Annotated in this window: 14 protein-coding genes; 8 read left to right on the top strand and 6 right to left on the bottom strand. The window is 74.2% G+C overall.

Annotated features, from left to right (window positions below):
* Positions 1-24: 24 nt before the first annotated feature.
* Positions 25-438 carry a hypothetical protein gene (locus tag FHS87_RS18050; RefSeq protein WP_184520792.1) on the bottom strand — a complete coding sequence of 138 codons (414 nt, stop codon included), beginning with the start codon at positions 436-438 and terminating at the stop codon, positions 25-27.
* Between the two features lie 31 nt (positions 439-469).
* Positions 470-1,171, bottom strand: coding sequence for a glutathione S-transferase family protein (locus FHS87_RS18045; RefSeq protein WP_184520791.1), 702 nt, complete (start codon positions 1,169-1,171; stop codon positions 470-472).
* 107 nt (positions 1,172-1,278) lie between these two features.
* Between FHS87_RS18045 and FHS87_RS18040 the strand changes: the two genes are divergently transcribed.
* The gene (locus tag FHS87_RS18040) at positions 1,279-2,187 is read left to right on the top strand and encodes a LysR family transcriptional regulator (RefSeq protein ID WP_184520790.1); all 909 of its coding nucleotides are present in this window, start codon (positions 1,279-1,281) and stop codon (positions 2,185-2,187) included.
* Positions 2,188-2,242: 55 nt separating this feature from the next.
* Here FHS87_RS18040 and FHS87_RS18035 read toward each other — a convergent pair whose 3' ends face one another.
* Both FHS87_RS18035 and FHS87_RS18030 read right to left on the bottom strand, forming a co-directional pair.
* Entirely contained in the window at positions 2,243-3,673 is a 1,431-nt protein-coding gene (locus FHS87_RS18035) for a M20 family metallopeptidase (protein ID WP_184520789.1), read from the bottom strand.
* A 13-nt stretch (positions 3,674-3,686) separates the two neighbouring features.
* Positions 3,687-4,937, bottom strand: coding sequence for an ABC transporter substrate-binding protein (locus tag FHS87_RS18030; protein ID WP_184520788.1), 1,251 nt, complete (start codon positions 4,935-4,937; stop codon positions 3,687-3,689).
* A 205-nt stretch (positions 4,938-5,142) separates the two neighbouring features.
* On the opposite strand from FHS87_RS18030, the gene FHS87_RS18025 reads away from it, so the two are divergent.
* The 3 genes from FHS87_RS18025 to FHS87_RS18015 are packed head-to-tail and all read left to right on the top strand — an operon-like array spanning position 5,143 to position 7,784.
* A complete protein-coding gene (locus FHS87_RS18025; protein WP_184520787.1) occupies positions 5,143-6,147 on the top strand; it encodes an NAD(P)H-quinone oxidoreductase in 1,005 nt (334 codons plus the stop codon).
* A 10-nt stretch (positions 6,148-6,157) separates the two neighbouring features.
* Positions 6,158-7,018 carry a DMT family transporter gene (locus FHS87_RS18020; protein ID WP_184520786.1) on the top strand — a complete coding sequence of 287 codons (861 nt, stop codon included), beginning with the start codon at positions 6,158-6,160 and terminating at the stop codon, positions 7,016-7,018.
* Between the two features lie 10 nt (positions 7,019-7,028).
* Positions 7,029-7,784, top strand: coding sequence for an alpha/beta fold hydrolase (locus FHS87_RS18015; protein WP_184520785.1), 756 nt, complete (start codon positions 7,029-7,031; stop codon positions 7,782-7,784).
* Positions 7,785-8,067: 283 nt separating this feature from the next.
* Here FHS87_RS18015 and FHS87_RS18010 read toward each other — a convergent pair whose 3' ends face one another.
* The gene (locus FHS87_RS18010; protein ID WP_184520784.1) at positions 8,068-8,712 is read right to left on the bottom strand and encodes a DNA-3-methyladenine glycosylase family protein; all 645 of its coding nucleotides are present in this window, start codon (positions 8,710-8,712) and stop codon (positions 8,068-8,070) included.
* A gap of 285 nt (positions 8,713-8,997) precedes the next feature.
* Here FHS87_RS18010 and FHS87_RS18005 point away from each other — a divergent pair, with 285 nt between their 5' ends.
* Positions 8,998-9,540, top strand: coding sequence for a 2'-5' RNA ligase family protein (locus tag FHS87_RS18005; RefSeq protein ID WP_184520783.1), 543 nt, complete (start codon positions 8,998-9,000; stop codon positions 9,538-9,540).
* A 10-nt stretch (positions 9,541-9,550) separates the two neighbouring features.
* Here the strand turns inward: FHS87_RS18005 and FHS87_RS18000 are convergent, their stop codons facing one another.
* On the bottom strand, positions 9,551-10,711 hold the full coding sequence (locus FHS87_RS18000) for a M20/M25/M40 family metallo-hydrolase (RefSeq protein ID WP_184520782.1): 1,161 nt from the start codon (positions 10,709-10,711) through the stop codon (positions 9,551-9,553).
* Positions 10,712-10,833: 122 nt separating this feature from the next.
* Here FHS87_RS18000 and FHS87_RS17995 point away from each other — a divergent pair, with 122 nt between their 5' ends.
* The 3 genes from FHS87_RS17995 to FHS87_RS17985 all read left to right on the top strand — a co-directional run.
* Positions 10,834-11,565, top strand: a complete 732-nt coding sequence (locus FHS87_RS17995) for a hypothetical protein (protein WP_184520781.1) — start codon at positions 10,834-10,836, stop codon at positions 11,563-11,565.
* 5 nt (positions 11,566-11,570) lie between these two features.
* Complete coding sequence (locus FHS87_RS17990; RefSeq protein ID WP_184520780.1) at positions 11,571-12,314, top strand: aspartate/glutamate racemase family protein; 744 nt, start codon at positions 11,571-11,573, stop codon at positions 12,312-12,314.
* 91 nt (positions 12,315-12,405) lie between these two features.
* On the top strand, positions 12,406-12,608 hold a 203-nt coding region (locus FHS87_RS17985), incomplete at its 3' end, for a hypothetical protein (protein WP_456306621.1).

The raw sequence follows: 12,608 nt of genomic DNA, 5'->3' as shown, positions 1-12,608 counted from the left end.
GCGGCCCTGCTGCCGCCCGGCGCGTCAGGCTGCCAGGGCGCGTGCCGTGCCGGCATCCGCCTTGGCCCGCCCCGCCAGGACCAGCCTGACCAGGGCGACGAGGAAGAGCAGCACCGCGAGCGCCCAGAGAAGGGCGCCGAGCTTCGCGACCTCCATGGTGATGTCGGAGATCGACAGCGCAATCCCCGCGGGAAAGAGGATCGCGCCGCCCGCCGCGAGCGCGAAGTGCGGCAGCGCGAGGCGCGAGCCTGCCAGCGCAGGATAGGCCCGGTAGCAGAGGCCGAAGATCGCGAGTGAGGTCCAGCCCAGCAGGTTCAGATGCGCGTGGACCGGCGCGAAGTGGAAGTTGTGGGTCAGCCCCATCCAGACTCCCATTCCCACGCCAACCAGCAGGGTGGCGGTGGCGAGGATGAGGAAGCCGAGGTCGATCCGACGCATCGGGGTTGCTCCTTTCCTGGGGACGATGGTGTCAGGCGTCGGCAGGGGCAGGCTCGGCGGGTGCTGCCTGCGCGGCGCGGGCCACGCGTGCGGCCTGCACGAAGCCGCGGAAGGTCGCGTAGGCCGGGTCGTAGCCGCGCCGCGCCTTCATCCGCCGCACCCAGTCCGCCACGCGCGGATAGGGGGAGAGATCGAAGTCCAGGTATTCGCCCAGGGTGACATGGGCGAAGCCGAGATAATCGGCGACCGAGACTTCCGTCCCGCAGACATAAGGGCTCTCCCCCAGCATGTGCCGGTCGAGCACCGCGAGGTATTTCGCCGCCATGGCCTGCCCCAGGCCCTCCATCGCCAGGTGCCCCTCCGCCGGCATGGCCTGGAGCGGGGGCAGCATGCGGCGATAGGCGAGGAACACGCAGTAGGAGACGTAGAAGCCGGTGGAGAACCAGTCCAGCGCCTCGTTCACCCGCCCCCTCGCCCGGGCCTCGGAGGGGAGGGTCGCCGGTGCATGGCGGTCGGCCAGGTAGCGCAGGATCGTGGCGCTCTGGGTGACGTGGAAGTCGCCGTCCTCCAGCACCGGAACCAGCCCGTTCGGGTTCAGCCGCAGGAAGTCCGGCGCGCGCTGCTCGCCGGCGTTCAGGCTCACGATCCGTTCCTCGAAGGAGATGCCCTGGTCGAAGAGGAAGAAGGTCACGCTGCGCGAGGAGGTGGAGACGGGATCGAAGTGGAGTTTCATGGCCGCAGCCCCAGGAGGTGAAAGCGGCCTCCTCACTACGCAGCCCGGCGGCGCCGCTCAAACACCAATCTTGCCCGGCGGTTCGGCGGGAATGCAGAATCCGCGGGATGCTCGACTGGAACGACCTGCGGTACTTCCTCGCCGTCGCGGAGAAGGGAACCACCCTCGCCGCCAGCCGTGCGCTCGGCGTCAGCCAGAGTACCGCGGCGCGCAGGATCGCGGCGCTGGAGGCGGCGCTCGGGCTGGAGCTCTTCGAGAAATCCCCGGCGGGCTATCTTCCGACCGAGGCGGCCGGGGAGCTGATGGAGGCGGCGCGGGCGGTCGAGGCGGCGGTCCAGCTTTTCGGGAGCAAGGCCGCGGCGCGCAAGCGCGGGCTGTCCGGGACAGTGCGGCTCACCACGACCGAGGCCTTCGCCACGAGCTTCCTTCTCCACGCCATGCGCGACTTCCACGCGGCCTATCCCGGCATCCGGCTGGACGTGATCACGAGCGACCGGCGCCTCGATCTGGATGCAGGCGAGGCCGATGTCGCCCTGCGGGCCGGGCCGCGCCCGGACGAGCCGAACCTTGTCGGCCGCCGCATCGCGACGGAGCAATGGGCCGTCTATTGCAGCCGCGCCTATGCCGCCGCGCGGGGCGTTCCCCGCTGCGTCCAGGAGATCGCGGGGCATGTCTTCATCGGAACGGATGTGGTGCAACATTCGGGGCCGGTGGCCGCCTGGGCCGCGGCGAACATCCCCGACGCCGCGGTCGGCCTGCGGCCAAGCAGCGTGAGCGCGATGTTCGCCGCGATCCGGGCGGGGCTGGGCGTGGGGCTGATGTCTGATTTCGTCGCGGCGGGCGACCCGGAGCTCCTCCGCTGCTTCGATATCGGGATCAAGCCGCCCTACGAGATCTGGCTCCTGGCGCATGAGCGGCGGCGGAACGCCGCGCAGGTTCGCGCCGTGCTGGATTACCTCAGCGGCTACTTCTCCTCGGGCCTGCACCACCGGCGGATGGGCCAGGCCTGCCCATAGCGCGCACGGGCGGGCCTCCGCGCCCCTCCCGGCCGGGAGGGGCGCGGAAGCTGTGTCAGACCCCCTGGCCCATGGCCTTGATCGGCGGGGAGAGGTCCTTCGGCAGCGGGGATTCATAGGGCTTGCCGCCCGTCCGCTCCCTGAACTCGGCCTTCGCGCGCTCGATCAGCGCGGGGTCGCGGATCGCGTCCACCGCCGTCCCGGCCATCACCTTCGCCACGTGCAGCATGCCCTTGTGCGCGGCCGGCGACTTGCCCTGGGCGGTGAGCTGCCAGGAATGGAAGGGCGTGCCGATGGCGCAGGTGGCGCCGCGCGCCTGCACCGTGGGCACGGCCCAGGAGACGTCGCCCACATCGGTGGAGCCGACGCCGCCCTCGCCGCGGTTCTCCAGCGGCACGATGATGTCGCAGAGCGTCTTGCCCGGCTCCACCTTCAGCCCGTGGCGGCGGTGCGCGGCCTTGATGTCGGCCTCGCTCAGCGTCGCCTGGATCTGCGCGGCGTACTCACGGTCCGCCTCGTCCCACTGCGGCGGGCCCAGGCGCTGGAAGTTGTCGTGCATCGCGCGCTCCAGCGGCGCGTTGCCCAAAAGGTTCGAGACGGCGCTGACCACGCCCGTCTCCACCCGCGTCTCCGTCATCAGCGCGGCGCCCTCGGCGATCTTCTTCACGCGCCCGACGAGGGTATTCAGCTCCGGCAGGTCCGCGGCACGGATGAGGTAGCGCACCTTCGCGCGGGACTGCACGACGTTGGGCGCGATGCCGCCGCCATCCAGCATGGCGTAGTGGATGCGCGCGTGGTCCGGCATGTGCTCGCGCATGTAGTTCACGCCGACATTCATCAGCTCCACGGCATCGAGCGCCGAACGGCCGAGTTCGGGCGCGGCGGCGGCGTGGGAGGAGCGGCCGTGGAAGGTGAAGTCGATGCGCGTGTTGGCGAGCGACACCGCCTCGTTCACGCCGGAGAAGGAGGCGGGGTGCCAGGAGATGGCGATGTCCACGTCGTCGAACACGCCGTCCCGCGCCATGAAGCCCTTGGCGGCGCCGCCCTCCTCGGCGGGGCAGCCGTAGTAGCGCACGCGGCCCGGGATGCCGTTCTCGGCCAGCCAGTCCTTCACCGCGGCGGCCGCCAGCAGCGAGGCGGCGCCGAGCAGGTTGTGGCCGCAGCCATGGCCGTTGCCGCCCTGGCCCTCGACGGGCTTCGGCTCGGCGATACCCGCCTCCTGCGAGAGGCCGGGAAGGGCGTCGTACTCGCCGAGGATGGCGATCACCGGCCCGCCCTCGCCCCACTCGCCCATCACCGCCGTCGGGATGCCGGCGAGGTCCCGCGTGATGCGCGCGCCCTCCTTCTCCAGCATGGCGACGTGCTCGGCCACGGAGCGCTTCTCGGTATAGGCGATCTCCGGCATCTCCCAGACGCGGTCGGAGAAGGCGGCGTAGCTGTCGCGGCGCTCGTCCACGGCGCGCCAGACGCGCTCGTCGTTCCTCATGGCACTCGGCTCCCTACTCGGTCCCGAGCCGCGCGCGCGGCGGCGCCACGGCGGCGGCCTCGGGGTGGATGGTGACCAGCTTGCCGTCCTGCCACTGCATCAGCCAGGGGCGGGCACGGGTGTTCTGGCCGCGCTCGTCGAAGGCGGCGCCCCAGCCCGTGGGGGTCGTGCCCTCGGCCAGGTCGGTGGCGAGGACGGCGGCGCGCAGCCGCTCCTTCTCCGTGCCGCCCGCGCGGGCCACGGCATCGAGGGCGATGCGGGCGCCGAAATGGTTGGCGAGGGAGTGGCCCGAGCGGGGCTCGGCGCCGTAGCGTCGCTTGTAGGCCTCGGCGAAGGCGGCGTTCCCCGGCGCGACGCGCTCGGCGATGGCATAGGCCGTGAAGTCGAGGTTCATCACCCCCTCGATCGCGGGGCCGAGGCTGCGGGCCGTGTCCGTCAGGTTGTAGCCGGCGCCGCTGCCGATGATCATGCGCGGGCGCCAGCCGACCTCGCGCAGCGCGCGGAAGAGAGGGGCGACGTCGTTCTGCCCGGCCGCGTGCAGCAGCACCTCCACCGAGGCCTCGCGGAGGCGCTGCACGGCGGGCAGCAGGTCGGTCGCGCGGGCGGGATACTCGACGCGCTCGGCCACGCCGATCCCGGCCCCGCCCAGACGCGCGGCCTGCAGTTCCGCGAGGGATTGGCCGAAGGGCCCGTCCTCGTGCAGCAGCCCGACATGCATCTCCGTGCGGGGAATGCCGAGAAGGCGCGGCAGCAGCTCGCCCATCGCCTCCGCCGCCACCCGGGCGAAATCGCTCGCGCGCGGGCAGGTGCGGTAGAGGTTGCGGAAGCCGCGCTCGGTGATGCTGTCCGCCGAGGCGCCCAGCTCGAAGAAAGGCACGCCCTGTGCCTCGCTCACCTGGGTGACCGCGGCGGAGAGGGAGGAGGCATAGCTGCCGAAGAGGAGGGAGGCGCGCTCCGGCCCCATCAGCCGCCGCGCCTCGGCCACCGCTGTCGCCTGATCGGCCGCGTCCGCGCGGAGGAGGCGGATGGGGCGGCCGAGCAGGCCGCCGGCGGCGTTGCGCTCCTCCACCGCCATCTCCAGCCCGCGGAAGGATTCGTCGCCGGGCAGGGCCGGGGCGCCGGAGAGGGGGTAGATCGCGCCGAAGCGCCATTCGGCGGACGGCCCGTTGCCCCCGCCCCCCTGCGCCCGGGCGGCGCGCGAGGAGGGCCCCGCCGCGAGGGCGAGGGCGGCGAACAGGCTGCGGCGCGGCGCGGCCGGGCGCATGGCCCTTCTCCTCTCTCGCATTGCCAGGGAAGCCCCGATGGTCGCCGCTGAGGCGCCCGGGCGCAAGGCCGGGGCATCGCGGGGAGGTCACGGATCGGTGCCGGCCCTCTCCTGCCGGCGGTGCCTGGCCTCCAGGCCGCCCCCGCGCGCTTGACGGGCCGCGCCCCCGCGCCGACCTTCCGCGCCCCGTCCAGAAGGAGCCGCCATGCCCCCGATCCCCGAGACCATGACCTTCATCGCCCATGGCGAGGGCGGCGGGCCGGAGGTGCTGGTGCCGGCCACCGGCCCCGTGCCCCGCCCGGCCGCGGGAGAGGTGCTGATCCGGGTGATGGCCGCCGGGGTGAACCGGCCGGACGTGCAGCAGCGCAAGGGCCACTACCCCCCGCCCAAGGGCGCGAGCCCCGTGATCGGGCTCGAGGTGGCCGGCGAGGTCGTGGCGCTCGGCGAGGGCGCGAGCCGGTTCCGGGTGGGCGACCGCGTCTGCGCCCTGACGAATGGCGGCGGCTATGCCGAATACGCCGTCGCGCCCGAGCCCCAATGCCTCCCATGGCCCGAGGGCTTCGACGCCACCCGCGCCGCGGCGGTGCCCGAGACCTACTTCACCGTCTGGGCCAATCTCTTCGGCCACGGGCGGCTGGCGAGCGGCGAGACAGTGCTCATCCATGGCGGCACCTCCGGCATCGGCTCGACCGCCCTCCAGCTCGCCCGCGAGTTCGGCGCGCGCCCCTTCGCCACGGCCGGCAGCCCGGAGAAGGTGCGGGCCTGCGTCGAGTTCGGGGCGGAGGAGGCCTTCGACTACAACACCCAGGACTTCGTCGAGGAGATGAGGCGCGTCACGGGGGGCAAGGGCGGCGATGTCGTGCTCGACATGCTCGGCGCCCTCTATTTCGGGCGGAACCTGCGCGTGCTCGGCATGGACGGGCGGCTGGTCATCATCGCCCTCATGGGCGGGCACGAGGTGGAGGGGGCCGACATCCGCCCGATCATGGTGAAGCGCCTCACCGTCACGGGCAGCACGATGCGGCCGCGCACGACGGAGGAGAAGGGCGCCATCGCCCGCGCGCTGGAGGAGAAGGTCTGGCCCGTCCTCTCCGCCGGGCGCTGCGGCCCGCGCATCCACGCGACCTTCCCTCTCGCCGAGGCCGCCGAGGCGCACCGGCTGATGGAGAGCAGCACCCATATCGGCAAGATCGTGCTGACGCTCGCCTGAAGCCGGGCCGTTGAACCCGCGCGACCTGCGGCTGCTCGCGATCGCCGTCCTTCTCTTCGGCGGCGCCTGGCCCGTGAGCAAGGACGCGCTGCGCGACGCGACGCCGGCCTGGTTCGCCCTCAGCCGGGCGGGGCTGGCCGCCCTCGTCACGGCGGCGGTGCTGCTCGCGCTCGGGCGGCTGCGGCTGCCCGGGCGGCGGGACCTGCCGGCGGTGCTGGCGGTGGGAACCCTCCAGCTCGGCGGCTTCTTCGCGCTGACCCATCTCGCCCTCGCCCTGCTGCCGGCGGGGCGGATCGCGGTGCTCTCCAACGTGACCACGCCCTGGCTCGTCCCCCTCTCCGTCCTCTTCCTCGGGGAGAGGGTGTCGGGCTGGCGCTGGGGGGCGGCGGCGCTGGGGCTGGCGGGGGCGGCGGTGCTCGTTGGTCCCTGGTCGATCGACGCCTCCCGGCCCGGGGTGCTGGCGGGCAACGCCATGCTGATCGGGGCGGCGCTGGCCTGGAGCGTCGCCATCGTCATCACCCGCCGCCTGCCGCCCGCGCGGCCGATGCTGGAGCTGCTGCCCTTCTGCTTCGGGGTGGCCAGCCTCATGCTCCTGCCCCTGGCCCTCATCCGGGAGCCCACGGGCGGGATCGGCACGGGGGCGCTGCCGCACGCGCTCTTCATCGGGCTGCTGGCCGCGCCGGTGGGCACCTGGAGCGTGATCGAGGCCGGGCGCCGCCTGCCCTCCACCGTGGCCTCGATGGGCTTCCTGCTCGTGCCCGTCCTCGGCGTGGCCGGCGGGGCGATCTGGCTCGGCGAGCCGCTGGGTTGGGATGTGTGGCTGGGCGGCGCGCTGATCGCGGCCAGCGTGGCGCTCGCCGTCAGGGGATAGGGGAGGGGCGATGGAACTCGGGGCGATCGAGCAGGGCGAGGGGCCGCCCCTGCTGCTGCTGCACGGGCTGTTCGGCCAGGCCCGGAACTTCGGCGCGCTGCAGCGGCGGCTGGCGGCGGGCGGGCGATACGTCCTCGCGCTCGACCTGGCGAACCATGGGGCCAGCCCGCACGCGCCCGCCATCGACTACCGCTCCATGGCCGCCGATGTGGCCGAGAGCCTCGATGCCCGCGGCGTCGGGCGGGCGGATGTGATGGGGCACTCCATGGGCGGGAAGGTGGCCATGATGCTGGCCCTCACCCATCCCGAGCGGGTCGGGCGCCTCCTCGTCTCGGACATCGCCCCCACCGCCTATCCCGCGCGCTGGGACGGGCTGGTGGCGGCCATGCGCGCCATTCCCCCCGGCACGGCGCGGGCGGAGGCGGATGCGCGCCTCGCCACGGCCGAGCCCGATCCGGGGGTGCGCGCCTTCATCCTGACGAACCGCCGGCCGGATGGCTCGGGCTGGCGGATCGGGCTGGAGGGGATCGCCGCCTCGCTGCCCGCGATCATGGGCTGGGAGATGCCGGAGGGGGCGCGCTTCGAGGGGACCTCCCTCTTCGTCTCGGGCGAGCGGTCGAACTATATCCGGGCCGAGGACCGGCCGGTGATCCGGTCGGCCTTCCCCGCCGCGCGCTTCCTCACGGTGAAGGGGGCGGGGCACTGGGTCCATGCCGACCAGCCCGAGGGCTTCGCGGCCGTGATGGAAGGCTTCTTCCCGGGCTGACGCCGCCTCACGCCGCCCGGCGAAGCGCGTCGAGGCTGCGGGCGCGCATCAGCTCGCGCGGAGGCTGGTGGCCGATGACCGCCTTATCCACTCCCGGGGAGTGCCCGATCGGGCGGACGCTCCCGGCGGCGGGATCGGCCCGGGCTCGACTTGGAAGCTCGCGCGCGGCCCCTCTTGGACGTGTATGCGCTCCGGAGTCTGACACCCTCTCGCCACTGCCGTGATGCCGGGGCGGAGCCCGCGAGGCCACCGGTTCGCCCGGGCGCCCGCAGGGGGCGCGGCCTCAGATCGCCGCCGGCGCCTTGAAGCGGCCCTCCTTGCTCAGATCCGCCGCGCGCCAGAGATACCAGGCGGCGGCGGAGCGCCAGGGGGCCCAGCGCTCCCCGATCGCGGCCAGCTCCTTCGGCCTGGGCTGCGCGTCCAGCCCGGCCGCGAGGCGGTAGCCCTCGCGCACGCCGAAATCGTCGACGGGCAGGATGTCGGGCCGCCCGAGGGTGAAGATCAGCAGCATCTCCACCGTCCAGCGGCCCACGCCGCGCAGCGCGACCAGCCGCTCGATCAGCGCCTCGTCCGTCATGCGGGCAGCGGCGCGGCGCGTGGGGATCCAGCCGGCCGCGGCCTTGTGCGCGATGTCGAGGATGGCGGCCTGCTTGCCCCCGGAGAAGCCGCAGGCCCGCAGCGCGCCCTCGGGCAGGGAGAGCACGGCCTCGGGGGAGGGGAAGGGCTGGTGCGGCGCCTGGGCGATGAGGCGGTTCAGCATCGCCTCCGCCGCGCGGCCATGGACCTGCTGGTGCGCGATGGCGCGGACCAGCGCCTCGTAGGGCTCGCGGTCCCGCACGGGCTTGAGGCGCATCGGCCCGACCTGGGCGACGACGGGGCCGAGCACGGGATCGGCGAGGAGGTGCTGGCGGGCGGCGCGGGCGCTCATCCCCCGGGGATAGAGCAGTTCCGGCCGGCGCGGTATCGGCCTCAGCCGAAGTGGCGCATCAGCACGACGGCCGCCGCACCCGCGGAAGGGTGTCGCGCGGGCGGGGGAAGCTGCCGCGCCGCCGCATCCCTGCCAGCAGGAGAAGCAGCAGCTGGGCCTGAAGAAGCGTCGCCATGGCCCGGTCGCGGGGTCCCCTGCTCGATTCCGGGCCTCGCCGGGGCGGTGCTGGCCGGGCGGTGCGGGGTGCCACAGGAACCGATCCCCTCAAACCCCGTTCGGGAGGGCATGTCCCATGATGAATCCGCGCGGGGAGGGGCGGGCGGCCCCGCGCCGCTGATCCTCACCCTCCGCTTCGACGAGGCGGCCTTCGCCCGGCTGGACGCGCTGCGCCGCGCCCATTTCCCGCCGGAGCGCAACCTCATCCCCGCGCATCTCACCCTCTTTCACGCCCTGCCCGGGGAAGCGATCGAGGAGATCGCGGACAACCTCCGCACGGCCTGCGCGGGCACGCCCCCGGTGCCGCTCACCTTCACGGGCCCGCGCTCGCTGGGCCGAGGCGTGGCGCTGGAAGTCGAGGCGCCGCCGCTGCTGCGCCTGCGCCGGCTCCTCGCCCAGCACTGGTCGCCCTGGCTCACCCGGCAGGACGCGGCGGGGTGGCGCCCGCATGTGACGGTGCAGAACAAGGTCACGCCCGAGGCGGCGCGCGCCCTACTGGAGGGGATGGCGGCCGGCTTCACCCCCTGGGAGGCGCGGGGAGAGGGGCTGCTCCTCTGGCACTATCGCGGCGGCCCCTGGGAGGCCGCCGGGGACTTTCCCTTCCTCGGCTGAGGCGCGCCGCTCAGACCCGCGCGAGCAGCCCGGCCAGCAGCCGGGCGCGGGGCACGAGGGAGTCCTCGCGGATGTACTCCCCCAGCGTATGATAGCCGGCGCCGAGCACCCCCAGCCCGTCCAGGGTCGGGACGCCCATGGCCCCTGTGAAGTTCCCGTCCGAGCCGCCGCCCGCGCTCTCATGGCCGATCTCGAAGCCCATCCGCGCCCCGAGCGCGCGGGCCTGGCCGAGGAGATCCATCACCGCCGCGTCCGGCTCCCAGACCGGGCGGGTGACGCCGCGCCGGACCTCCAGCGCCACGTCCGGGGCGGAGGAGCGGAGGGCGAGCATCCGGCGCACCGCCTCGTCCAGGTCGGGCTGGCGGCGGGCCATGCTCAGCGCCTCGGCGTCGCAATGGGTGGCGACGCAGTTCACCCATTGCCCGCCATGGATGACGCCGACGGAGAAGGTGGCGGCCTCGGTCGTCATGCCCTCGATCGCCAGGATCTGGCGGCACATCTCCCGGATGGCCGAGCGGCCGTCGGAGAGCTTCGCCCCCGCATGGCTCGGCCGCCCGGTGGTGCGGAGGTTGAAGCGCGCGATGGCGTAGCGCCCCGTGACCACCCCGCCCATCGGGCTGTCCCCCTCCGGCCGCCCGGGCTCGGGCACCAGCACCACGGCGTGGCGCGCGGCCTCGGCCTCGATCAGGTCCCGGGTGGAGGGGGTGCCCACCTCCTCGTCCGGCGTCAGCAGCACGGTGACGGGGCGCGAGGTCGGGATGCCGGCGCGGGCCAACTCCCGGATCGCCTCCAGGGCCAGCAGCGTGCCGCCCTTCATGTCGCAGATCCCCGGCCCGTAGCAGCGACCGCCCTCCCGCCGGAAGGGCAGGGCGTTCAGCGTGCCCACGGGGTGCACGGTGTCGAGATGGGCGAGGACGAGGATGCCGGGCGCCTCCCCCTCCGGATGCGGGAAGCGGGCGCGGACGCTGTCGCCGAAGCCCATGCGGCCGGGGATGCGCTCGATCCGCGCGCCCATCAGGGCGAGGTCGCGGGAGGCGAGGTCCATCATCGCGTTCACCGCCGCCGCGTCGAAGGTGGGGCTCTCGCACTCCACCCAGGGGCGGAGGCGCGCGAGGATGGCCTCCGCGTCGAAGGGCAGGTCGAGGGCGGGGTTGGCGGGGAGTGCGTCCATCAATCGCGGTCCTCGGCTGGGGGAGGGCAGCCTGCGCGATCCCCCGCCCGCGGTGAAGCCTGTGTCGCAGGTTTTGGCGCCCCGGTCCGGGCTGGGCTATGCGGGAGGTGATGAACGATCCCATGACTGTCACGCCGCGCCGCCTGGTGCCGCTGGTCGGCCCCCTCGTCTGGTCGGCGGCCGAGCTGCCGCCGAACGAGTGCATGATCCCGCTCGGCGCCGAGCACGCGGCCGAGCTGGAGGCCGCGCGCAGCGCCATCGCCGCCGCGGTGCCGAGCGACCCCACCCCGCGGCTCGACCTGCTGGTGGAGGAGCTGCGCTCGCGCCTCGACCACGGGCGGGGCTTCGCCCTGCTGCGCGGCCTGCACGCCGCCGGGGACCCGGACACGCCGCTGCGGATCCTCGCGGGCCGGCTGGGCGAGCCCTGCACCGCCGCCCCCGGCACGGGCCGCCATCATGCCGAGGCCTGCGACGCGCTGCTGCTGCGGATGACCGAGCCCGCCACGGCGCGGCTGCGTTCGGCCGCCGCCGTCCACAACGCCCTGCTGCGCGCCGACCGGGCCGGGCTCTCCGCCCTCTACGAGACCAGGGGCGAGCCGCCGCTGGCCGTCTTCTCCCATGAGGGCGGGATCTTCGGCGGGCGCTGGGACGACGAGGCGCTGCCGCCGGACCTCCTGCCGGCCGCGCTGGAAGCGGCGATGGGCGAGCCGATGACACTGAGCCTGCGCGTGGGCGATATCCTCGCCCTCAACCCCTTCCTCGTCTGGGCCGAGCGGATCCCCGGCGCGGTGGTCACGGCCTGCCGGGAGGTGCCGTCGCGCCTGGACAATCCGGGCTTCGCCGCGCTCCGCTGACCGCCATGCGAATCCTCGTCGCCAACGCCAACACCACCGAAGCCATCACCGCGCTCTGCGCCGGGGCGGCCCGCGCCGCCGCCTCGCCGGGGGTGGAGATCGTGCCGGGCACGCCGCGCTTCGGCCCGGCGGTGATCTCCTCCGGGCTGGAGAACGCCATCGCGGCCCACGGCATCCTCGACCTCCTCGCGGAGCATGCGGGAAGGGTGGACGCGGTGGTGCTGGCCGTCTCGCTCGACACGGCGCTGGACGCGGCCCGCCAGCTCATGCCCTGCCCGGTGGTGGGGATGACGGAGGCCGCCTGTCTCGCCGCGCTCATGCTCGGCCCCCGCTTCGGCCTCGTCACCTTCGGGGGCACGGAGAGCTACCGCCAGCTCGTCGGGAAGTACGGCCTGTCCTCCCGCCTCTCCGGCCTCGTCGGCGTGGATTTCACCCCGCAGCGCGCCCTGTCGGACCCCGAGGGCGCGCGGCGCGCGGTGGCCGAGGGCGTGGCGTCCCTCGTGGCGGGCGGGGCGGACAGCGTGGTCCTGGGCGGGGCGGCGCTGGCCGGGATGGAGCCTGCCCTCCGCGAGGGCTCCCCCGTGCCGCTGCTGGACGGCATGGCCTGCGGCGTGCGGATGGCCGAGGCGCTGGTCGCCCTGCGCCCCGCCCGCGCGCGGAGCGGGCCGATGGCGCCGGTGCGCGGGCGGGAGTCGGCCGGCCTCTCCCCCGCGCTGGCGGCGCTGCTGCGCGGGGATGCCGGGGGCTGAGAAAGGCGGGTTAGCGCTCACAATTTTCTCTGGACAGGGGAATCGCGACGAATCAAGGTGTTGAGGTCATGTCCTCACACCCGGACTCACTGTGACCCATCGTCGTCTCCGCTCGCACCAGCAGCGCCTTGCGGGGGTGGTGGAGGCGATCGCCACGGGCGAGACGGAGGCGCGCGACATCCTCGCCGCCGTCACGCCCGGCGGGGGCAAGTCGCTGCTTCCCGTGCTGGCGGCGAGCCGGCTGATCGGGGCGGGGATGGTGGACCGGGTCTGCTGGGTGGTGCCGCGCGACAG

It is taken from the genome of Muricoccus pecuniae, from assembly GCF_014199205.1.
Classification (GTDB): Bacteria; Pseudomonadota; Alphaproteobacteria; order Acetobacterales; family Acetobacteraceae; genus Roseomonas; species Roseomonas pecuniae.
This window is presented reverse-complemented; position numbering and strand designations above follow the sequence as displayed.